The sequence below is a fragment of the Hydrogenoanaerobacterium sp. genome (genome assembly GCF_032017025.1).
Taxonomy (GTDB): domain Bacteria; phylum Bacillota; class Clostridia; order Oscillospirales; family Ruminococcaceae; genus Hydrogenoanaerobacterium.
The window spans coordinates 1-19,963 of sequence record NZ_DALZQO010000011.1; the positions used below are offsets into that span (position 1 = coordinate 1).

General features: G+C 51.3%; 25 protein-coding genes and 2 tRNA genes. 22 read left to right on the forward strand and 5 right to left on the reverse strand.

Annotated elements, in window-relative coordinates; translation table 11 throughout:
* Both RTV33_RS08080 and RTV33_RS08085 read right to left on the reverse strand, forming a co-directional pair.
* Window positions 1–321, reverse strand: a 321-nt coding sequence (locus RTV33_RS08080; protein ID WP_312643280.1) for a hypothetical protein, incomplete at its 3' end; no start/stop codon positions are given.
* Between the two features lie 141 nt (window positions 322–462).
* Window positions 463–1,443 (reverse strand): biotin--[acetyl-CoA-carboxylase] ligase, encoded by a 981-nt coding sequence (locus tag RTV33_RS08085; RefSeq protein WP_312643281.1) that lies wholly within the window; start codon window positions 1,441–1,443, stop codon window positions 463–465.
* Window positions 1,444–1,624: 181 nt separating this feature from the next.
* Between RTV33_RS08085 and glyA the strand changes: the two genes are divergently transcribed.
* The 7 genes from glyA (at window position 1,625) to RTV33_RS08120 (ending at window position 9,409) form a co-directional block, all read left to right on the forward strand.
* Window positions 1,625–2,878: a serine hydroxymethyltransferase gene (glyA, locus tag RTV33_RS08090; RefSeq protein WP_312643282.1), complete on the forward strand. Its 1,254-nt coding sequence runs from the start codon at window positions 1,625–1,627 to the stop codon at window positions 2,876–2,878.
* A 43-nt stretch (window positions 2,879–2,921) separates the two neighbouring features.
* On the forward strand, window positions 2,922–4,199 hold the full coding sequence (locus RTV33_RS08095) for a replication-associated recombination protein A (protein WP_312643284.1): 1,278 nt from the start codon (window positions 2,922–2,924) through the stop codon (window positions 4,197–4,199).
* 4 nt (window positions 4,200–4,203) lie between these two features.
* Window positions 4,204–4,611 carry a hypothetical protein gene (locus RTV33_RS08100; RefSeq protein ID WP_312643286.1) on the forward strand — a complete coding sequence of 136 codons (408 nt, stop codon included), beginning with the start codon at window positions 4,204–4,206 and terminating at the stop codon, window positions 4,609–4,611.
* 192 nt (window positions 4,612–4,803) lie between these two features.
* Window positions 4,804–6,066 (forward strand): hemolysin family protein, encoded by a 1,263-nt coding sequence (locus RTV33_RS08105; protein WP_312643287.1) that lies wholly within the window; start codon window positions 4,804–4,806, stop codon window positions 6,064–6,066.
* A gap of 243 nt (window positions 6,067–6,309) precedes the next feature.
* Complete coding sequence (proB, locus tag RTV33_RS08110; RefSeq protein WP_312643288.1) at window positions 6,310–7,113, forward strand: glutamate 5-kinase; 804 nt, start codon at window positions 6,310–6,312, stop codon at window positions 7,111–7,113.
* A gap of 100 nt (window positions 7,114–7,213) precedes the next feature.
* Entirely contained in the window at window positions 7,214–8,458 is a 1,245-nt protein-coding gene (locus RTV33_RS08115) for a glutamate-5-semialdehyde dehydrogenase (protein ID WP_312643289.1), read from the forward strand.
* A 78-nt stretch (window positions 8,459–8,536) separates the two neighbouring features.
* Window positions 8,537–9,409 (forward strand): hypothetical protein, encoded by an 873-nt coding sequence (locus RTV33_RS08120; RefSeq protein WP_312643290.1) that lies wholly within the window; start codon window positions 8,537–8,539, stop codon window positions 9,407–9,409.
* Window positions 9,410–9,479: 70 nt separating this feature from the next.
* Here RTV33_RS08120 and RTV33_RS08125 read toward each other — a convergent pair whose 3' ends face one another.
* The gene (locus RTV33_RS08125) at window positions 9,480–10,253 is read right to left on the reverse strand and encodes a TatD family hydrolase (protein ID WP_312643291.1); all 774 of its coding nucleotides are present in this window, start codon (window positions 10,251–10,253) and stop codon (window positions 9,480–9,482) included.
* Window positions 10,254–10,418: 165 nt separating this feature from the next.
* Window positions 10,419–12,392, reverse strand: coding sequence for a methionine--tRNA ligase (metG, locus tag RTV33_RS08130; protein ID WP_312643292.1), 1,974 nt, complete (start codon window positions 12,390–12,392; stop codon window positions 10,419–10,421).
* Between the two features lie 215 nt (window positions 12,393–12,607).
* On the opposite strand from metG, the gene RTV33_RS08135 reads away from it, so the two are divergent.
* The 3 genes from RTV33_RS08135 to RTV33_RS08145 all read left to right on the forward strand — a co-directional run bounded on the left by RTV33_RS08135 (window position 12,608) and on the right by RTV33_RS08145 (window position 13,134).
* Window positions 12,608–12,775, forward strand: coding sequence for a hypothetical protein (locus RTV33_RS08135; protein WP_312643293.1), 168 nt, complete (start codon window positions 12,608–12,610; stop codon window positions 12,773–12,775).
* Between the two features lie 75 nt (window positions 12,776–12,850).
* Window positions 12,851–12,937 (forward strand) — tRNA-Ser (locus tag RTV33_RS08140).
* Between the two features lie 106 nt (window positions 12,938–13,043).
* A tRNA-Ser gene (locus RTV33_RS08145) sits at window positions 13,044–13,134 on the forward strand.
* Window positions 13,135–13,532: 398 nt separating this feature from the next.
* Here RTV33_RS08145 and RTV33_RS08150 read toward each other — a convergent pair.
* The gene (locus RTV33_RS08150; RefSeq protein WP_312643295.1) at window positions 13,533–13,709 is read right to left on the reverse strand and encodes a hypothetical protein; all 177 of its coding nucleotides are present in this window, start codon (window positions 13,707–13,709) and stop codon (window positions 13,533–13,535) included.
* On the opposite strand from RTV33_RS08150, the gene RTV33_RS08155 reads away from it, so the two are divergent.
* The 12 genes from RTV33_RS08155 to RTV33_RS08210 form a co-directional block, all read left to right on the forward strand.
* Entirely contained in the window at window positions 13,682–14,434 is a 753-nt protein-coding gene (locus RTV33_RS08155) for a DNA adenine methylase (protein WP_312643297.1), read from the forward strand. The genes RTV33_RS08150 and RTV33_RS08155 overlap by 28 nt on opposite strands.
* A complete protein-coding gene (locus tag RTV33_RS08160; protein ID WP_312643298.1) occupies window positions 14,431–14,820 on the forward strand; it encodes a hypothetical protein in 390 nt (129 codons plus the stop codon). The genes RTV33_RS08155 and RTV33_RS08160 overlap by 4 nt, the downstream gene beginning before the upstream one ends.
* A 15-nt stretch (window positions 14,821–14,835) precedes the next feature.
* Complete coding sequence (locus RTV33_RS08165; RefSeq protein WP_312643300.1) at window positions 14,836–15,264, forward strand: hypothetical protein; 429 nt, start codon at window positions 14,836–14,838, stop codon at window positions 15,262–15,264.
* Window positions 15,257–15,541 (forward strand): AbrB family transcriptional regulator, encoded by a 285-nt coding sequence (locus tag RTV33_RS08170; protein ID WP_312643301.1) that lies wholly within the window; start codon window positions 15,257–15,259, stop codon window positions 15,539–15,541. The genes RTV33_RS08165 and RTV33_RS08170 overlap by 8 nt, the downstream gene beginning before the upstream one ends.
* A gap of 3 nt (window positions 15,542–15,544) precedes the next feature.
* Window positions 15,545–16,105 carry a hypothetical protein gene (locus RTV33_RS08175; RefSeq protein WP_312643303.1) on the forward strand — a complete coding sequence of 187 codons (561 nt, stop codon included), beginning with the start codon at window positions 15,545–15,547 and terminating at the stop codon, window positions 16,103–16,105.
* A gap of 13 nt (window positions 16,106–16,118) precedes the next feature.
* The gene (locus RTV33_RS08180) at window positions 16,119–16,667 is read left to right on the forward strand and encodes a YodL domain-containing protein (protein WP_312643304.1); all 549 of its coding nucleotides are present in this window, start codon (window positions 16,119–16,121) and stop codon (window positions 16,665–16,667) included.
* Between the two features lie 45 nt (window positions 16,668–16,712).
* On the forward strand, window positions 16,713–17,003 hold the full coding sequence (locus tag RTV33_RS08185; protein WP_312643305.1) for a septation protein SpoVG family protein: 291 nt from the start codon (window positions 16,713–16,715) through the stop codon (window positions 17,001–17,003).
* Window positions 16,972–17,202, forward strand: a complete 231-nt coding sequence (locus tag RTV33_RS08190; RefSeq protein WP_312643306.1) for a DUF6133 family protein — start codon at window positions 16,972–16,974, stop codon at window positions 17,200–17,202. Before RTV33_RS08185 ends, RTV33_RS08190 begins: the two co-directional genes overlap by 32 nt.
* Window positions 17,192–17,611, forward strand: a complete 420-nt coding sequence (locus tag RTV33_RS08195) for an A24 family peptidase (RefSeq protein WP_312643307.1) — start codon at window positions 17,192–17,194, stop codon at window positions 17,609–17,611. Before RTV33_RS08190 ends, RTV33_RS08195 begins: the two co-directional genes overlap by 11 nt.
* Before the next feature lie 15 nt (window positions 17,612–17,626).
* On the forward strand, window positions 17,627–18,457 hold the full coding sequence (locus RTV33_RS08200; protein WP_312643309.1) for an RcpC/CpaB family pilus assembly protein: 831 nt from the start codon (window positions 17,627–17,629) through the stop codon (window positions 18,455–18,457).
* Entirely contained in the window at window positions 18,458–19,273 is an 816-nt protein-coding gene (locus tag RTV33_RS08205) for a ParA family protein (RefSeq protein ID WP_312643310.1), read from the forward strand.
* The coding region (locus tag RTV33_RS08210; protein WP_312643311.1) for an ATPase, T2SS/T4P/T4SS family at window positions 19,270–19,963 on the forward strand (694 nt) is incomplete at its 3' end. The genes RTV33_RS08205 and RTV33_RS08210, both read left to right, overlap by 4 nt.

Genomic DNA, 19,963 nt, shown 5'->3' on the forward strand with positions numbered 1-19,963 from the left:
CTTAGGCATTTCTCGATTCTCTTGCGCTGCGGGCATCATGCGATTCTCTTGCGCTGCGGGCGCCATGCGATTCTCTTGTACGGCAGGTGCCATGCGATTCTCTTGCATTGTGCGCATTACAGGCATCGCGCGATTTTCTTGCATCTCAAGGTTCTCAAGGTTCTCACGGTTTTCTTGCATTCCACGCATCTCGCGGTTTTCCTGCATTCTGGGCATAGCAGGTGCTGGTGTAGGTACAGCGGGAGCGGGCATAGGCATTGCAGGTGCTGCCGGCACGGCTGGGGCGACTTGCATCCGGCTCAGCATAATCATATTTTCCATAGGATTTCTGCTCCTTTTTGTTATTGTAATTTGAAGCCATAAGCGGGCTATCACTCACATTCTATGAAAAAAAACGGTGAAGCGTGCACATGAAAAAAGCGCCTGAAACTGTAAGAAGTTCCAAGCGCTTTTAATCATGTTTTAGATTCTTATGCTCACTTCACCCGAGGTAAGTTCGGCGATGCTGCAATCCTCAGTTTGAACCAAGAGCCCGCCCTCCGGCGAAAGGTCTACCGCAGTGGCGGGGTAACTTTTGTCCCCCTGCACCACGGTGACTGTTTTGCCTAACAGACAAAGTGCTTGCCTATAGCTTGCTAAAAAAGCACTGCTGTCCTGTGTTTTGATATACGAGTAGTAGTATTTTTCAAGGTTATTCAGAATCTCTGCAATCAGTGCACAACGCGAAAAATTATTGTCTGAAAAATCACAGAGTGCACCTGCAACATTGCCTTGTAAAGAGGGAAAACCCTGTGCACTGCCAACATTTACCCCAATTCCGACTACTACAAAGTTCAGCTTGCCGCTTTCACCCTCAACCGTTGCTTCGCTAAGGATGCCGCATAGCTTTTTACCGTCCAGCAGTATGTCGTTTACCCATTTAATCTGCGGTGAAAGCCCCGTTACCGTGTGAATTGCCTCAACAACACATACAGCAGTGAGCATGGTGAGAAAATGGATTTTATCAAAGGGCAGCTCGGGACGCAGCAAAACGCTCATGTAAATACCATTGTGCTTGGGCGAGTGAAAGCTTCTGCCCAGCCTACCTTTACCGGCAGTTTGCTCATCGGCAAGGATGACGGTACCCTCGGGTGCACCCGCATAGGCGGCGGTGCGCAGCTGAGTGTTGGTGGAATCCACCGTCTTATAAATTGTAAGCGAGCTGCCCAGCCGCTGTGTAAGCAGGTGCTCCCGAATTTTGCTCTCAAGCAGGGCGTCAGTGCGTTCGGCCAAATAGTAGCCGCTGCCGGTTTTGCTCTCAATGCTGTAGCCATCTTCTTTCAGCGAACGAATCGATTTCCAGACGGCGGCTCGTGACAGACCGAGCTGCCCGGCAAGATATTCGCCCGAAACATAGCTGCCCTTATGCTGCTCTAACATCTGTAGAATCTTTTGCTTGCTCATGTAAATCCGCCCCCTGTTCCTGCTTCTATTATAGGTGCGGCGGATGAGTTAGTCAACAAAAGTCGTAAATACTGCCTTAGGATGCAAGGGGTGCTTTTTGCTTGCGAAGTGACAATTTTCGAGGTATAATAGTTACAAATTGTGTGTAGATACCGGAAAAATTTTGAGAGGAAGATGAACCATGTACGCAGATATGATGGATTCCATCGGACTGGTGGCGCAATATGACCCCGAGGTAGCAGAAGCTATGGATAAGGAGCTGAAACGTCAGCGCAGAAACATTGAGCTGATTGCCTCTGAAAACCTTGTTTCTCCCGCGGTGATGGCTGCAATGGGCAGCATTCTTACCAACAAATACGCCGAGGGTTACTCGGGTAAACGCTACTACGGCGGCTGCCAGTGTGTTGATATTGCAGAGGACATTGCAATTGAACGTGCAAAAAAACTGTTTGGCGCAGAGTATGCCAATGTGCAGCCGCATTCAGGCGCACAGGCAAACTTTGCGGTGTATTTCGCCCTGTTGCAGCCGGGTGACACGGTGCTTGGCATGAGCCTTGCCGACGGCGGGCACCTTACCCATGGTTCACCCGTTAACATTTCGGGCAAATATTTTAACTTTGTGTCCTACGGTGTGGATAATCAAACCGGCATGATTGACTACGACAGCGTGCTTGAAATTGCACAAGAGTGCAAGCCTAAAATGATTGTAGCGGGTGCCTCTGCTTACCCCAGAACCATTGATTTTGCCAAGCTGCGCGAAATTGCCGATCAGGTTGGCGCGCTGCTGATGGTGGATATGGCGCACATTGCCGGTCTTGTTGCGGCGGGTGAGCATCCCTCACCGGTACCGTATGCAGACGTGGTAACCACCACCACCCATAAAACCCTGCGCGGCCCGCGCGGCGGTATGATCCTTTGTAAAGAGCAGTATGGTAAAGCCATTGACAAGGCAATCTTCCCCGGTACACAGGGCGGCCCGCTGATGCACATCATCGCTTCCAAGGCGATCAGCTTCGGCGAAGCGCTCAAACCGGAGTTTAAAGCGTACCAGCACCAGATTGTGAAAAATGCAAAGGCGCTTGCAAACGCGCTCAAGGCAAAGGGTTTCGACCTTGTATCGGGCGATACCGACAACCACCTGATGCTGCTTGACCTGCGCAATATGAGCATTACCGGCAAAGAGCTGGAGCACCGCCTGGACGAGGTGTATATCACTGTAAATAAGAACGCCATCCCCAACGACCCGCAGAGTCCGTTCATCACCAGCGGTGTGCGCGTGGGTACCCCCGCTGTCACCAGCCGCGGCATGAACGAAGCCGATATGCAAAAGATTGCGGAGTTTATCTACCTCACCGCGACCGACTTTGAGAACAAAGCGGATGAAATTCGCGCAGGTGTGGACGAGCTGTGTGCAAAATACCCTCTGTACGAATAAAAAGGGAGAGAGTCCCAAAAGTAAAATAGAAGGAGATGAAAAGATGTCGTCACCGCTTGCGGACAGAATACGCCCCCAAAGCCTAGATGAGGTTGTGGGGCAAAAGCATATATTGGGCGGCGATAAAGTTCTGCGACGCATTGTGGAAAGCGGCAATATCCCCAATCTCATCTTTTACGGCCCTTCGGGGGTGGGAAAAACCACCGTCGCGCGCATTATTGCGCAGGCGGCGGGCAAAAAGCTGTTCAAGCTGAATGGCACCACCGCCTCTACAGCAGACATCAAAGAGGTGGTTGCCGAGTGCGATACGTTTGGCGGTTTGAACGGTGTGCTGCTGTATCTCGATGAGATTCAGTACCTCAACAAAAAACAGCAGCAAAGCCTGCTTGAGTTTATTGAAAACGGGCAGGTAACGCTGATTGCCTCTACCACCGAAAACCCGTATTTTTATGTTTACAATGCAATTCTCAGCCGGAGCACAGTGTTTGAGTTTAAGCCTGTAGATGCGCAGGACATTATACCTGCGGTTCTGCGCGGCTTCGGCGAGATGGAAAAGGAGATGGGCTGCTCCGTCACCCTGGAGGAGGGCGTGGCACAGCACATTGCGCAAAGCTGCGGCGGCGACGTTCGCAAGGCGATGAACGCGGTGGAAATGTGCTCTCTTGCGGCTCAAGTGAATCCATCGGGTGAGTGCATGGTGACCATGGAGGACGCCCGGCAGGTAAGCCAGCGCAGCGCCATGAAGTACGATCGCGACGGCGATGCGCATTATGATATTCTTTCGGCATTGCAAAAATCGGTGCGCGGCTCGGATGAAAATGCGGCTCTGCACTATTTGGCGCGGCTGCTGGAAGCAGGTGATTTGCTCTCGCCCTGCCGCCGCCTACTGGTGATGGCAAGCGAGGACGTGGGGCTTGCATACCCCGCGGCGATTTCGATTGTAAAAGCCTGTGTCGACTCTGCTTTGCAGCTTGGGCTGCCCGAGGCGCGCATTCCGCTTGCCGAGGCTGTGATTGTCATGTGCACTGCCCCCAAATCCAACTCCGCCATTCTGGCGATCGACGCTGCGATGGCGGATGTAAAAGCGGGCAGAACAGGAGATATCCCTGCAAGCCTCAAAGATGGGCACTACGCCGGTGCTCAAAAGCTGGGTCATGCCTTATCCTACCGGTATCCGCATAACTTCCCCAACCACTGGGTAGCACAGCAATACCTACCCGATAGCTTAAAAGATAAAGTGTACTATGAGTTTGGCAACAACAAAACCGAACAGCTTGCAAAAAATTACCGCGACAGTGTCAGAAAGGGAAAAGGAGAGTAGTCCTATGACAAAAAAGAAGCTGGACAAAGAGAGAGAAAAGCAGGATAAAAAAATTAAGCGGCTGTATACGCTGATTTGGTTTTTGGCGTGCCCGCTTGCGTACGTGGTTTCAAAGCTTACAGGCTTTGCACAGATTAATGTAGTGTACTGGACACTGCTTGTGGTACCGGTGCTGTTGGCTGCCTATAATGTAAGGCAGGTACCGCCAGTAATTTTGAAAAAAGGGGATACTCCCGTGGAGGAAGCCCTTGAGGGGGAAGTTTTGGAGGAACTGCCTGAACCGGAGCCGGATGAAACCGAGGGCGTCACCCGTACTCAGCGCATTAAGCTGCTTGCCCTTGCACTCAAACCGCCGGTGATTATCGCAGCCCCTATTCTTGTAACACTGATTGTAGATTTGTGCATACGCTGAAGCGAGCATTTCCAATCATTTGTTTGGCCTAAATAAAGATAAGGGTGTGAATACCTTGGTATTCATGCTCTTTTTTGTTGCAGGAGTGTAAATTATTTTCGTTACATGTTGAGAAATCACGCTCAGTTTGCTAAAATACAATTACGCACGCATTGTAATCATTATAAAAATAGAAAGTAGAGTTGATCGCAGTTGGACACACCCAGTCCGGGCTTGTATCTGATATTGGTATTGCTGCTGGCCGCGTCGGCATTTTTCTCCGCATCTGAGACCGCACTTTCATGCATGAACAAAATTCGAATGCAGAATATGGCAGATGACGGTAACGAAAACGCAAAGCTTGCGTTGCGCATGGCCGATAATTTTGACCGTATTTTATCCACCATCCTTATTGGCAACAATGTGGTGAATCTTTCTGCATCGTCTATTGCTACCGTAGTGGCTACGGTTTTGCTTGGTGCATCGGGCGCTGCGGTTTCTACCATTGTACTTACGGTGCTGGTGCTCACCTTTGGTGAGATACTGCCAAAAAGCTATGCGAAGGCGCATGCCGAGGCAATTGTGCTCAAGGTGGCAAAGCCGCTCCATGCGGTACAGGTGATTCTTACGCCGATCTCGTGGTTTTTTATTAAGCTGCAAAAATCGGTGAAGTCAAAGGATGCGCAGGCAGAACCGTCGGTCACCGAGCAGGAGCTGAAGACCATTATTCAGAACAGCGAAGTGGAGGGCGTACTCGACGAGAGCGAGAGTGATATTATACAGTCAGTGTTTGATTTTAACGACACCACCGTTCAGGAGATTTTGATACCGCGTGTGGATATGACTGCAATTGACGTAGACGACGACCTCAATACCATTTTAGAAGCTGCTGTGACGCATGGATACTCACGTATTCCTGTATACGAAGATACGATCGATAATGTCATCGGCATCCTTTACGGTAAAGATTTGCTCGAAGCCTATGTGCATAGCAAAGAGATTGATGTGCGCAGCATGGTACGTGAGTGCATCTATGTACACCGCTCTAAAAAAATTTCTGACCTGCTGAGCGATTTTAAACGGCAGAAGTTGCACATCGCAATTGTTACCGACGAATACGGCGGTACACTGGGGCTGGTGACGATGGAGGATATCCTGGAGGAGCTGGTAGGCGAAATTTGGGATGAGAGCGACGAAGTGACGCATGATGTGGTGCGCCTTTCCGATACCTGCTACGAGGTACAGGGTGACTTTAATATCGAAGATTTTTTTGAAAAAATTAGTTATTGCTATAAAAATTTTGATTGCGAATACTCCACAGTAGGCGGTTGGATGCTGGAAAGCCTTGAACATATCCCGCAGGAAGGCGAGAGCTTTGAGTATGACACACTCAGGCTTACTGTTTCTGAGATGGATGAACAGCGCATTGTTAAGTTGCGTGTTGATTTGCTGCAGCCGGCCGACGCAGGGAAATAACCGTGCACTATTTGCAGGGCGTTGCCTTTGCGTGGTATAATAAACGCAAAAGCGTTTATTATACTCGTTCTAATCCCCTTCGGCTCACCGCTTACGCGGCAACCGCCGAAGAAGGGCAATGATACCACAAACGCGCTGCGTTTATGGTATCATTGCCATAAAGCATCTAATACGATGCTGTAAAACCTGTTTTACTCATTCTAGAATTGTATTAAATGAATAGATATCAAAGGAGAACACGTTGTGAGTTGTTTTCAGAACGCAAAAAGAGTTGTCATTAAAGTTGGAACATCTACCCTAACCCATGAGACAGGGCTTGTAAATATTCGCAGAATCGAAGAGTTTGTCAAGGTGCTCGCCGATATCAAAAACAGCGGCAAAGAGCTTATACTGGTTTCTTCCGGAGCCATTGCGGTGGGCGTAGGCAAGCTGGGGCTGAAGGTACGCCCATGCGATACCCCGGCAAAGCAGGCAGTCGCTGCCATTGGCCAGTGCGAGCTGATGTACATGTACGATAAGCTGTTTTCCGAATACAATCACAATGTAGCGCAGGTACTGCTCACTCGTGATGTGATTGAATCGGAGGCGCGCAAAGAAAACTGCATCAACGCCTTTGAACGCTTGATGGAGATGAACACCATCCCCATTGTAAACGAGAACGATACCGTTTCAGTCGAAGAGATTGAATTCGGTGACAACGATACATTATCTGCAATTGTTGCGGTACTGACCGGAGCAGATGCACTGGTGATTATGAGCGATATTGACGGCTTGTATGACGCAGACCCACGCAAAGACCCGGATGCGAAGCTAATTTCACGGGTGGAAGAGCTGGATGAAAGCGTTGCGGAGAAGGCGGGCGGAGCAGGCTCCAGCCGCGGTACGGGCGGCATGCTCACTAAAATCCATGCTGCTCAGATTGCCTGCCCAAATGGCGTTAACATGGCAATCATCAACGGCAAAAACCCCGCTAATCTCTACGAATTGTTTGATGGCAAAGAGATCGGCACTCATTTTGTAGCCGGTAAAGTGCCGGTAAACTGCTGATGCCTGCATTCCGACAGCTACATAGTTAAATCTATAGAACAGAATGAAATAGATAAAACCGGATTGCACAAATGCAGATCCGGGGGAGAGGAGACCCTGTATGACTGAAATGCAAAAATTGGGAGCGCGCGCAAAGCAAGCGTCTTATGAGCTGGCTGCGGCAAACGCAGGGCTTAAAAACGCCGCATTGTGTGCAATTGGTTTACAGCTGACACAGCGTGCCGATGAAATTATTGCTGCAAACAGCAGGGATATTGCCGCCGCACGCGAAAACGGCATGAGTGAGGCGATGATTGACCGCCTAACGCTGACAAGAGCGCGAATGGAGGGCATTGTTTCAGCGGTAAACAGTGTTGCCCTGCTGGAAGATCCCATCGGTGAAGTGCTGGGTGGCATAACTCGTCCAAACGGGCTTCGTATTGTAAAAACACGGGTGCCTATGGGTGTTATCGGTATTATTTTTGAAGCCCGCCCCAATGTAACGGTGGACGCCGCGGCTCTGTGCCTGAAATCGGGCAACGCGTGCATTTTGCGCGGCGGCAAAGAGGCAATCCATTCCAACACCGCGCTGGCAAGCATTATGCGCGATGCGATTGCACAGGCCGGCTTGCCTGCCGACTGCATTTTGCTCGTGGAAGATACCTCGCGTGAGAGTGCAAACGAAATGATGCGCCTTTCAGGCTACCTTGACGTACTGATTCCGCGCGGCGGTGCGGGGCTGATTAAAGCGGTAGTAGAGAACTCTACCGTGCCTGTGATTGAAACAGGCACAGGCAACTGCCATGTTTATGTTGATTACAATGCCGACCCTACAATGGCGGCCGACATTATTGTAAACGCAAAGGCACAACGTCCATCGGTGTGCAATGCAGCGGAAACACTGCTGGTGCACAAAGACATTGCGCCGGAGTTTTTGCCCCTGGCGGCAAAGGCACTTGCGGAGAAAAACGTAAAGCTGCTGGGCTGTGAGCGTACCCGCAGCATCCTCACCGGTGTCGCCGCTGCGACAGAAGAGGATTATGCCACAGAGTTTTTGGATTATGTTCTCGCGATACGTGTGGTGGAGGATGTGGATGAGGCGATTGCACACATTGCGCGTTACAGCACCCGCCACAGCGAATGTATTGTGACGCAGGACTATAAAAACAGCCAAAAGTTTATGCAGCGGGTTGACGCGGCGGCGGTTTACATCAATGCCTCCACACGCTTTACCGATGGCGGTGAGTTTGGTCTTGGCGCGGAGATTGGTATCTCCACACAAAAGCTGCATGCGCGTGGGCCAATGGGGCTTCGCGAAATGACGACCTATAAGTATTTGATCTACGGCGAGGGGCAAATTCGTTAGTGCCCCTTGTGAGATTGCGACAGAGCATTGGGAATCAGCCGGTATGGCTACAAGCGGCAACTGCCGTGGGAGGTATGGATGGAAAGTAAAAGATCGAGTATTGTAAAGACAACCATGAACCGCAGAAAACGCAAAACACTTGGCACGATTGGTATTGTGGTATTTGCAATGGCGGTAATCGGGCTCATCACCGTCGCCATCACCAGCATTAATATGACGGGGCGTATTTTGGATAACACCAAAGAGAAGCAGAAGCTGGAACACTTTATTCTGCCTGTGATTATGTTTGACCCGCTGACCTTTGATTCGCCGCAGAATGCAGACCCGCTGATGTTGCTGCAGTCATCGGTGTGGAGCACGCTGCTTTCGAAAAACCGTGACCAGTTTGCAAAAGATGATTACGGCATGATTGTTTTGCCTGCAACCGATGTGGATGTGCAGGCGGCAAAGCTGTTTGGCCCTGATGTAAAGCTGCAGCATAAAAGCTTTGGTGACTACGAAATCAGCTATATTTACGACGAGGAGCAAAAGGCTTACAGCATCCCCGTTGCCACACAGATGGCGGTGTATACCCCTAAAATTTTAAAAATTTCGCATAAAGCAGATTTGTATACGCTAGAGGTAGGTTATATTCCGCCGGGCAACCTGTGGCAGACCGATGCAGAGGGCAATACCTACGAGCCCGAGCCGGATAAGATCATGCTGGTGGAACTGAAGAAGGTAAAGGGCGGCTACAACATAGTGGCGCTAAAAGACGGCCCCGACACTCATGCAATTGACCCGAGCCAGGCGCAGCAGGTGACACCGCAGGTGTCCAGCATCATAGAGGACGAGCTATCCTCTGAAGATGATTCATCCGAGGCCTCCTCTGCCGCAAGCGCCGAGAGCAGCGAAAGCTCATCTGCGGCAAGCTCTTCCTCAGAAGGTTCATCCGCATCCTCTTCCAAATAAAAAGTTAGATATAAAAAATACGGATGGTAATTAAAATTACCATCCGTATTTTGTTGCATTAATATTACGATTAAAGGGCAATCTGGAATAAATCGCACGCGTTTTGGCAGGTAATGTCGAAAAGCTGCTGGGGGTCAATTCCCTTAAGCTCGGCAAGCTTACTGCCTGTGTACACCAGCATACCGCTGTCGCAGCGCCTGCCGCGGTTTGGCTCGGGCGCCATATAGGGGCAGTCGGTCTCAATCAGCAGCCGATCAAGCGGAATGCTTTGGGCTGCCTCCACCGCCTTTTTGGCGTTTTTAAAGGTGAGCACGCCGGTAAACCCGAGGTACATTCCAAGCCCCACAACCTCCTTTGCCATTTGGGCACTGCCGCTGTAGCAGTGCAGCACTCCGCGCGGGCGGTATTTGTGCAGCAGCTCCATTGTATCTTGATGCGCCTCGCGATCATGGATAATCACAGGGAGATCGAGTTCTGCTGCAAGCTGTAACTGCCGCTCGAACACCGCACGCTGCACGTCACGCGGCGATGCGTCGTCGTAGTAATAATCTAATCCGATTTCACCAATCGCAACCACCTTGGGCTGCTTAGCCAGCTTAGCAAGAACCACGCAGTCTTCCTCAGTGAAGTGGGGTGCAGCGTCGGGGTGAACACCCACCGCACAATAAACCTGCGGGTACCGCTGCGCCAAGGCCAGAGAGGTCTTACAAGACTCCATGCTCGATGCAGCATTGACAATGCCGCGTACACCGTTTGCAAACAAGCTCTCTAGCAGCTCATGGCGGTCTTCCTCAAAGCGTTCATCGTCGTAGTGTGCATGTGAATCAAAGATATTCCGGTACATAGTTAGCCTCCTAATTGGCTCTGAAAAACCGTTTGCGCGGCAGTTTCCAACGCCTGTTTTTGCTCAAAAAACGATAAGAATAAAAATGAGGCGGGGATGAACCCCGCCCCATCCTATTTTTGCTTCATTCTGCTATGACTTACAGCCAATGGTTGAAAGAGGGTATTAACGAACTTTGGAGCCGTTGGGTACGTCGGAATCGACAAACAGCACCTTAACGTCATTTTCGCCCGCATCTGCAGCAAGAATCATACCGTTGCTTTCCACACCGCGCAGCTTCGCGGGTTTGAGGTTGGCTACAACCACAACCTTTTTGCCCACCAAATCGTCCGGTGAGTACCATGTGGCAATACCCGAAACCACTTGGCGCGGGGTATCGGTGCCGTCATCGAGCTGGAGTTTTAGCAGCTTGTCCGATTTCTCAACCTTGACACATTCCTTGATTTGGGCAACCTTCAGTGCAACCTTCGCAAAGTCATCAATGGTGATGAGTGTTGCAATGCCCTCAGGCGCGGTCTTTTTCTCCTCCGCCTTGGGAGCCTGCGCTTTTGCAAGCTCTGCCTGCTTTGCCGCTTGCTCCTCGTCCAGCAGTGCCAGCTCCTTTGCAAGATCAATGCGCGGGAACAAGGTCTCGCCTTTCGTAACCGCCACGTCAAGTGGCAGCTTGCCGAATACTGTCGCGCTGTCGTAGGTGCGAAGCTCTGCGGCAGCACCGATCTGCTCAAAAATTTTCTCTACGGTTGCGGGCATAACAGGGGTGAGCAAAACGGACGAAATACGGATGGACTCGAGCAGATTGTACATCACCGTGGCAAGGCGCGGCGCATTTGCCTCGTCTTTTGCCAGCACCCAAGGGGCAGTTTCGTCAATGTATTTATTGGTGCGCGAAATCAGTTTAAAGATATCGATGAGCGCTTGCTGGAACGCGTAACGCTCCATCGAGGCATCGTATTTTGTTTTCAGCCCATTTGCCATGCCAATCAGCTCGTCATCCAAAGCATCGGTCTTACGCTCAGTCGGCAGCTTGCCGCCAAAGTATTTTTCCACCATCGAGACGGTGCGTGAAACCAGGTTGCCCAGGTCGTTTGCAAGGTCGGCATTGATGCGGCTGATGAGTGCTTCGTTGGTAAAGATACCGTCCGACCCAAACGGAAACTCTCGCATCAGGAAATAGCGCAGCGCATCTACGCCGTAGCGTTCGCACAACACAACAGGGTCCACCACGTTGCCCTTGGATTTACTCATCTTTCCACCGTCAATCAGCAGCCAGCCGTGACCAAACACTTTTTTGGGCAGGGGCAGGTCGAGCGCCATCAGCATAGCAGGCCAGATAATGGTGTGGAAACGGGTGATTTCCTTGCCGACAAACTGTACGTCGGCCGGCCAGTATTTCTCAAAATCATGGTATTTGTCATTACCATAGCCCAATGCGGTAATGTAGTTGGAAAGCGCATCAATCCATACATACACGACATGCTTTGGGTCAAAATCGACAGGTACGCCCCAGTCAAAGGTGGTACGGGAGACGCAAAGATCCTCCAACCCCGGCTTGATAAAGTTGTTGATCATCTCATTCAGACGGGATGTAGGCTCGACGAAATCGGGGTGTTGCTCGTAGTAGCTCATAAGTTTATCGGCATAGCCCGACAGGCGGAAGAAGTAAGCCTCCTCCTCGGCATCAATCACATCACGCCCGCAGTCGGGGCATTTGCCGTCGGTCAGCTGGCTTTCGGTCCAAAACGATTCACAAGGGGTGCAGTATTTGCCTTTGTAAACCGATTTATAAATGTCGCCTTTATCGTAAAGTGCTTTAAAAATTTTTTTTACCGATTCAACATGGTAATCGTCGGTAGTGCGGATGAAACGATCGTGCGAAATGTTCATCAGCTTCCACAAATCCTGTATGCCGTCCACAATATGGTCGACATACTGCTGCGGAATGACACCGGCAGCTTGTGCTTTTTCTTGAATTTTCTGGCCGTGCTCATCGGTACCGGTGAGGAACATGACATCAAACCCTTGCATTCGCTTAAACCTCGCCATGGTGTCGGTTGCTACTGTACAGTAGCTGTGTCCGATGTGAAGTTTGTCGGACGGATAATAGATTGGGGTGGTAATGTAAAAATTACCCTTGCTCATTAAAATTCCTCCTAGCAAAAGATGGTTTAATAACATGTTCATGTTAACCTTATTATTATACCATGTAGCTGTGGGACATACAAGTTTCGCGCGGGGAAACAAAAGAAAAGTGGGCAGGGGCAGAAATTTTACAAAATGGGTTGGCTTTTGACCAAAAAGTTGTTATAATAATAGGGATAAGCAGTGTCAGCTGTTTTCTGCAAAGGAGTGCCGCAATGGAGCCGATTGAATACATGGTAAAGCAAATAAACGGTGATTATGCGGTGCTGGTTTCTGCAAAAGGCGTTGAAAACACGGTAGCTATGGCTTTGTTGCCGCCCGAAACCGATGAGGGCATGCGCCTGCTGTGGCAGAATTTTGAGTATACTGTTATTTCACCTTGAACTACGCCGAAGTAGGTGCTTTTTCGCTTGACTTTACGCTGGAATTATGGTATTATAATTTGCGTCACGAAAAATGGAGAGGTGTCCGAGCGGTTTAAGGAGCTAGTCTTGAAAACTAGTGACTCGCAAGAGCCGTGGGTTCGAATCCCACCCTCTCCGCCAAACAGGTTTTGCAGAGAGTAGAGCCGTGTTTTGCGGAAAGAGAAAAACTTAAAACAGCCCGTTTTAAGATGCGCTTGATGTGAAAAACAAAATAGCAACTTTATTTGGAGATGTACCCAAGTTGGTGAAGGGGCTCCCCTGCTAAGGGAGTAGGTCGGGAAACCGGCGCGAGAGTTCGAGTCTCTCCATCTCCGCCAGAAGATTAGGTCAAAATAGATGCAGGGCTGAAAAAGCCAGTGTTTATGCGGCCTTGCGAGGGTTTTGAATGAAAAATTCAAGACCCTCATTTTTCATAGATGCACCTCGCTTTTTAACAAGAAAGCGGGGTGTTTCTCGTTTTTGGCCGGAATCACTCCGGTAAACAATTAAATAAAGCCAATACCCTATGGGGCAATTTTGAAGCGGCTGTGTTCTTCGTAACTGAAAAACACAGCCGCTTTTTTTGCGTCCAAAATCAAAATGAAAGGATGGATGCACCATGAAAAATGAACTGGAAACCCTTCGGTTATTTAGCCCTCTCTTCCCTCACATCTACAGGAAGAACGAATGGGGATATATTGACGATTACCGGGAGGATTTATCTGCCGGTGAGGTTTTAGAATACGAGGACAAAATCCTTGCCCTCATTCAGAAAGAAAAACTGCCCAGCGGGGGCGAGCGTGGCCTCGCCGTTTACCTTGATGACGATCTCAGCCGAAAGGTGTACAGCATCAATCCGATTGTTGAGGAATGGAACGGTGAGCTGTGGGGCGTGACCGAGGTGCAAACCCACGGTACCCTTTCTCCCTCCTCAAGCAGCTGGGCTTTCTGCCTCTCAACTCCCGGCATGAATTTCATGTGCTGCGCCGCTTCTTTGAAAAAGGTGAATTCGCTACAGAATATCTGCAGGAAGAACTGGAGCTGGCACAGCAGAACCTCCCGCCTCCTGAGTTTGAGGAACTGAGGGCTATCCTGCTGGAACAGGCCGAGCCAAGCGATGTATGGAGGGCTGCCGCCTTTTTCAAACTCATCCGCTACAGCTACGGCAGCGGCTGCACCTCCTACGGCTGCCAGCCCTTTGATATCCGCAAGGTGTTCGCTGTGATATGGGAGGCATCGAGGCGGCTTGCGAACACCGTGGTGGAAAATAAGGACTTTGAGGCATTGATCCGGCAGTACGACCGGGACGATGCCTTTTTTTATTGCGATCCGCCGTATTACATGACCGAGGGGCATTATGCGGTGGAGTTTCTGAAATCCGACCACCAGCGGCTTCGGGATGCGCTGGCAGGCTGCAAGGGAAAGTGGATGGTCAGCTACAACGACTGCGAATTCATCCGTGAGCTGTATCGGGATTACACCATCACCCCGGTCACCCGCCTGAGCAATCTGGCGCAGCGGTATGAGGGCGGCTGCGAATACCCGGAGGTCATCATCACCAACTACGATCCCAAGGAGCGGGAAAAGGATACGTTCCAATTAAATCTATTTGATTTCGGAGGTGAATTTGAAGAATGACCGGACTTGAAAAAATCCGCTGGGCAAAAGCCCTGATTGAGGAAGAAAGCGGCGGTGCCTATCAGTTTGTGGTAGGCAATGTGCATGATGACCTGTATCTGCGCTGCGGAGATAAAACCAATGTAGGTCTGTTTCTGACCGTGCAGCAGAACGGAAAAACCGGCAGCTATGACTGTGTTTTCAAGGGATATACCCGCATAAGCAGCGGATACCACAACGCCAAGGCGATGCAGAGGCTGGCTGGCGAGTACAAGCAGGCCGCATATTTTCTCCGGGAAATGGAGATCGCCAACATCTCTCTGACCGGTGATGAGCTTGCCGCCTTTGTTGCCGAGCTGAAATCACCAGAGGAACAACAAATCAACACCCCGCAGATGGGGATGTAAAGGAGGCTTACAGTTATGAAAATCATTGAAACCAAGGGCAGGGTTGCCGAGGACGGCAGCATCACCCTGCCACCCGGTATGTTGGAAACCATGTGCGTCACCGCCGGTGATACCGTACATTTGGCGTATTTGTCCCATCATCCGGTGAAACAAATCAACAGTTACGGCGAGTTTTTTCTCACCAAGGACGGCATCGACCATGTAAACGAGCCGGTGGAAGCACCGGAAGCCGCAGAGCTTTGTGTGCCTCATGCGCTTTTGGAGGCGGCAGGCATTCCGCTGGATGATGATCTGGATATCCGCTGCGAGGACGGCGCAATCATCATCGGCAGTGCCGATCCCGTCAGACAGCTGCCGCCCCAGCTCATGGAGCTGTTCGACAGTCTTGGCGTGAGCCATGATACCATCCGCTGTGTGCTGGAGGGAGGTGCGGAGGATGAATAAGAAGCCTATCTATAAGCTGATGGACGGCAAAGGCCGGGTGCTGATTCCCAAGGAGCTGCGCACCGCCAGCAGCATGGATTACGGAGATATTGTCCGCCTGAGCATTACCAATGGTACGGTCAGCGTGCAAAAGGTGGACATCATCGAAATCGGCGACCAGTCCCCGGAGGCGGTGGAGGCCTATGTCCGTGCGGCATTCAAGACCATGCCGGACGATACGAGGCTCTCCCTCATTTCCGACCTGACCGCCCTGCTGCAGCAGAAAAAGGAGGGCTGACGAATGGAACGAAATACTCTTTATACCTCCAAAGACTGTTCGGCAACCGGCTTGGGCTGCAGTATTCAGGGGAAAGTTGTCGTAATCAGTCAGGATACTCCTGAACGGCAGCTGTATTTCTGCCTCTGCGGAAACGGAGCCGGTGCCAACCCAAGTGGCTGTGCTGTCTTTTTGGTGTCCCTGCGTACCGGGGAGTTTGCCCTCAAAAATCGCAACGAGGTCATCGGTGTGCTGAAGCCGGAGCTTCTGCCGGACAGCGCCAAGCTGCAGCTCTCCCAAATCAGGCCGGTGGGGGCGTTGGATTCGAAAAATCACGAACCGAAATACAGCGGCTACAGCTTTCTGCCCGATGGCCGCTATGCCTCCGGCGTGTGGCTCTGCACCGAGCAGGAAGCGCTGGACTATATGGAGATGCAGAAGCCCTACCAGCACCGCATCATGCTCTGCGACCGGGATGATTTCTGTGTATTGGAAATGGAAAACGGCATACTCCTGCATCCCACGGAGGAAGCGACGGAGGCTTTCCGGCAAGCCTCGGAGGATGGAGGCCTGACTATGACATAAAGGAGGCAAGCTCATGCGAAATATCCGAATGGAAAAAGACATCATCTTGTACTACGGCAACCCTGCCGGGTATGTCAGCGGAAGCAAGGCGGTGGTCGATCCCCTGTTTGAATCGGAGGAACTGAAAGCCTTTCTCAGCCGCCAAAAGGATATCGGCGAGGTGAAATGGACGGACGGTGTGTATGATCGTCTTGTAAACGGACAGAGGGATACCCAAGAACTTACCCCGCTGAAAAGCTGCCGTGTATGGCAGCTCAAGCCCGAATCAGATATCCGGATGCGCTTCATCAATCTTGGAGATTTCTGCAAGGAGTTCGGCGAACCCAAAATGTCCGATTACCAGACGGTGTATGACGGTGAGGTGGAAACCAACGATCTGGAGGCGCTGTACACCAAATTCAACACAGCTCATTCACCCGACTATGTGGGGCATTCCCTCTCCATGTCGGATGTGCTGGAGCTGTATGATAAAAACGGCAGCAGCTTCTTCTACTGCGACCGTTTCGGGTTTCAGGAAATCGGCTTCACACCACCGGAACAGACACAGACCATGCAGCTCTAAAAGGGCTGTTTTTTTATTGCCAAAATGCGAAAGGAGATAGAAATCATGCCTGATGTAGAAGTAAAAATCAATTCCATGTACCCGTCCGGAACCAGCGGCGGCATCCGTGCCTATGCTTCGGCAACGGTGGACGGCTGCCTCGGTATCCGGGGCATCAAGGTGGTGGAGGGAGGCCGTGACGGTCTCTTTGTTTCCATGCCCAGCCGCAGGAAACCGCACCGGAGCAGTCCCAGCCGCCCATGCAGATGGGCGGTATGTAAGCAACAGGTTAACTTAACAATAAAAAATTTGGAGGTAAAATATCATGAAAAAAATGATAAGCAAGGTAACTCATAACGCAAATATGCTGGCAATCAAAGCAAAAATGGCGCTCACCGACAACCGTGCGGAGGGCTTCGTGGATACGGCCATCAAGATTTTGATGGCCGTAGTCATCGGCGCTTTGGTGCTGGCCGGTTTGTATATGCTCTTTGATAAAACCGTGCTTCCCACCCTCGTGCAGCGTATCAAGGATATGTTCAACTATGCCGGATAAGCTGGCTGTCTTGCATGCGGTCTTTTTTGTTGCCCTGCTGTGTGCGGCTTCCGTGGTTGATTTGAAGCATCGTATCATCCCTGATTGGCTGAACCTTATGATTGCCGCAATATCACTGCTGTGTTTTTCACCGGAACAGCTGCTGGGAATCCTTATTGCCCTGCCGTTCCTGCTGGCCGCCGTGTTCTTCGGCGGCATGGGCGGCGGCGACATCAAGCTGATGGCGGCATGCGGCCTTGTGCTGGGGCTGCCCAAAGGACTGTTTGCGGCAATGGCCGGACTCAGCCTGCAGTTACTCTATGTAGCCATATACCGGATTGTTTGCAAGGTGCAAAGGCGGGAGGCGAAAAAAGCCTTCCCCCTTGCGCCTTTTTTATCGACGGGCTGTCTGTTCGCCTATTTCATTTAAGGAGGAAATCAAACCATGAGTTTTTTTAAGAATAGAACGGTCATCGGCGTGATCTGCATTGTGCTGTCGCTTCTGATCTGCTTTGCGGTCACACCGTTGTTTAACCAAAGTATCAGCCAGAAAACCGAGATTGTGCGGGTGACAAAGCCCATCAAAATCGGGGAAGCCATCACCAAGGACATGGTGCAGGCTGTGGAGGTGGGCGGCTATAATCTGCCGGAGGATGTGGTCAGGCAAACGGACACCGTCATCGGTAAATTTGCCTCCGCCGACTTAGCGCCGGGAGATTACATCATCGCTTCCAAAATTGCCGATGCCCCTGCTGCGGAAAACGCCTATCTCTACAATCTGACCGGAGAAAAGCAGGCCATCTCCGTATCGGTCAAGAGCTTCGCCGCAGGATTATCAGGTAAGCTGATTTCCGGGGATATCGTGTCCATTGTTGCTCCGGATTACAAAAAACAGGGCGTGACGGTGATCCCGCCTGAGCTGCAGTATGTGGAGGTCATCGCCGTGACCGCAGACAGCGGCTATGATGCTAACCAGCGTGACGGGGAATCCAATCCGTCTTCGGAGCAGGAAGATGCAGAGAAAGAATTGCCTGCCACCGTTACCTTGCTGGTCACGCCGGAGCAGGGCAAAATCCTTGCCGAGTTGGAAGCGGACGGTACTCTTCATGTATCCCTCGTTTACCGTGGCAGCAAGGAAAATGCGGCGAAGTTTACCGAGGCGCAGGACTCGGTGCTTTCCGAGCTGTATCCGGAGGAAACGGAATCTCAGGAAAGCGAGGATCACAGCCAGCCGGAAGCCCCTGCGGAACCACCGGTGGAAAGCGGGGTTGAGTAAATGCTGAACTTTAAAAAAGGCGGCCTGTTCAGCCGCAAAAACGATCCCGAACCGCAGGAAATGGAACCGGAAAACACCACACAGGTACTGGCTGTTTGGGGCAGCCCCGGCTGCGGCAAAACCACGGTGGCGGTCAAGCTGGCCAAATATCTGGCAGACAGAAAAAAGAACGTGGTGCTGCTTTTATGCGACTGTACCACGCCCATGCTGCCCTGCATCTGTCCGCCCGGTGATTTGGAGGGAAATCACTCGCTGGGCAGCATTCTGGCCGCTAATTCCATCACCGAGTCCTTGGTGAAAAACAACTGCAATACCCATAAGCGAATGAGCCATCTGGCGGTCATCGGCCTGCAAAAGGGAGAAAACGAAAACTGCTATCCTCCTGTGAATGAAAAGCTGCTCCGGGAGCTGATCGAAACGCTCCGTGATATGGAAAGCCACATCATCATCGACTGCGGTAGCTCCATTTATTTTGACGAGCTGTCCACCATCGCCATTCTGGAGGCCGATGCGGTGCTGCGGCTCATAAACTGCGACCTGAAATCGGTGAGCTACCTGTCCAGCCAACAGGAATATCTGCGGATGGCCGGGTTTGACTTTGACAAGCTGTACAAGGCGGTCAGCAATGTAAAATCTAACGAAGCCAGCCAGAATATGGAACAGGTGCTGGGCAGCGCTGTGTTTACCCTGCCGCACTCTCCTGAACTGGAGGCGCAGGTGCTGGCCGGAAATCTGTTCGCCGATTTATCCCTGAAAGACAGCCGGGGCTTCCGGAAAGAGATACAGAAAATTTCGGAGGAGGTGTTCGGCGTATGAGCAGGCATAATCTATTCTTTACTCCGGAGCAGGAAACCGGAGATTTTCACAGCGTGCTGCAACAGGTCCAGGAATACATCGCCGGTCAACACAGCGAGCTGCTGTCGGACGGCAACGCCGCCGAAGCCAAGGCCAACATCAAGCGGTACATCGCCAAGTTTGTGCAGGACAGCCGTGTGGCGGTCAAGGATATGACACAGCAGCAGCTGGTGGATGCGCTCTACACGGAAATGGCCGAGTATTCCTTTCTCACCAAGTACATTTTTGCGGACGGAATCGAAGAAATCGACATTAACAGCTGGCGGGATATTGAAATCCAGTACGCCGGTGGGCGCTGCGAGAAGCTGCGGGAACACTTTGACAGCCCCGAACACTGCATCAATGTGCTGCGCCGGATGCTTCATGTGTCCGGCACAATTCTGGATGATCAGTCTCCGCTGGTAGTAGGTACTCTTGCGGAGAACATCCGCATTGCCGTGATGAAAAGCCCCATTGTGGATGCCAATATAGGCGCTGCCGCCTCCATCCGTATCGTCAATCCCAATAACATGGAGAAAGAGGATTTCATAGACGGCGGCACGGCTACCGCTGAAATGCTGGATTTTCTTTCGGAGTGTATCCGCTACGGCATTTCGGTGTGCATCGCCGGAGCCACCAGCAGCGGCAAAACCACCGTGGCAGGCTGGGTGT

Excerpts from the sequence above, each read along its gene's own strand:
- RTV33_RS08085 (WP_312643281.1), bottom strand. The coding sequence starts at position 1,443 with ATGAGCAAGCAAAAGATTCTACAGATGTTAGAGCAGCATAAGGGCAGC.
- glyA (WP_312643282.1), top strand. The coding sequence starts at position 1,625 with ATGTACGCAGATATGATGGATTCCATCGGACTGGTGGCGCAATATGAC.
- RTV33_RS08095 (WP_312643284.1), top strand. The coding sequence starts at position 2,922 with ATGTCGTCACCGCTTGCGGACAGAATACGCCCCCAAAGCCTAGATGAG.
- RTV33_RS08100 (WP_312643286.1), top strand. The coding sequence starts at position 4,204 with ATGACAAAAAAGAAGCTGGACAAAGAGAGAGAAAAGCAGGATAAAAAA.
- RTV33_RS08115 (WP_312643289.1), top strand. The coding sequence starts at position 7,214 with ATGACTGAAATGCAAAAATTGGGAGCGCGCGCAAAGCAAGCGTCTTAT.
- RTV33_RS08120 (WP_312643290.1), top strand. The coding sequence starts at position 8,537 with ATGGAAAGTAAAAGATCGAGTATTGTAAAGACAACCATGAACCGCAGA.
- RTV33_RS08125 (WP_312643291.1), bottom strand. The coding sequence starts at position 10,253 with ATGTACCGGAATATCTTTGATTCACATGCACACTACGACGATGAACGC.
- metG (WP_312643292.1), bottom strand. The coding sequence starts at position 12,392 with ATGAGCAAGGGTAATTTTTACATTACCACCCCAATCTATTATCCGTCC.
- RTV33_RS08135 (WP_312643293.1), top strand. The coding sequence starts at position 12,608 with ATGGAGCCGATTGAATACATGGTAAAGCAAATAAACGGTGATTATGCG.
- RTV33_RS08160 (WP_312643298.1), top strand. The coding sequence starts at position 14,431 with ATGACCGGACTTGAAAAAATCCGCTGGGCAAAAGCCCTGATTGAGGAA.
- RTV33_RS08165 (WP_312643300.1), top strand. The coding sequence starts at position 14,836 with ATGAAAATCATTGAAACCAAGGGCAGGGTTGCCGAGGACGGCAGCATC.
- RTV33_RS08170 (WP_312643301.1), top strand. The coding sequence starts at position 15,257 with ATGAATAAGAAGCCTATCTATAAGCTGATGGACGGCAAAGGCCGGGTG.
- RTV33_RS08175 (WP_312643303.1), top strand. The coding sequence starts at position 15,545 with ATGGAACGAAATACTCTTTATACCTCCAAAGACTGTTCGGCAACCGGC.
- RTV33_RS08180 (WP_312643304.1), top strand. The coding sequence starts at position 16,119 with ATGCGAAATATCCGAATGGAAAAAGACATCATCTTGTACTACGGCAAC.
- RTV33_RS08185 (WP_312643305.1), top strand. The coding sequence starts at position 16,713 with ATGCCTGATGTAGAAGTAAAAATCAATTCCATGTACCCGTCCGGAACC.
- RTV33_RS08190 (WP_312643306.1), top strand. The coding sequence starts at position 16,972 with ATGAAAAAAATGATAAGCAAGGTAACTCATAACGCAAATATGCTGGCA.
- RTV33_RS08195 (WP_312643307.1), top strand. The coding sequence starts at position 17,192 with ATGCCGGATAAGCTGGCTGTCTTGCATGCGGTCTTTTTTGTTGCCCTG.
- RTV33_RS08200 (WP_312643309.1), top strand. The coding sequence starts at position 17,627 with ATGAGTTTTTTTAAGAATAGAACGGTCATCGGCGTGATCTGCATTGTG.
- RTV33_RS08205 (WP_312643310.1), top strand. The coding sequence starts at position 18,458 with ATGCTGAACTTTAAAAAAGGCGGCCTGTTCAGCCGCAAAAACGATCCC.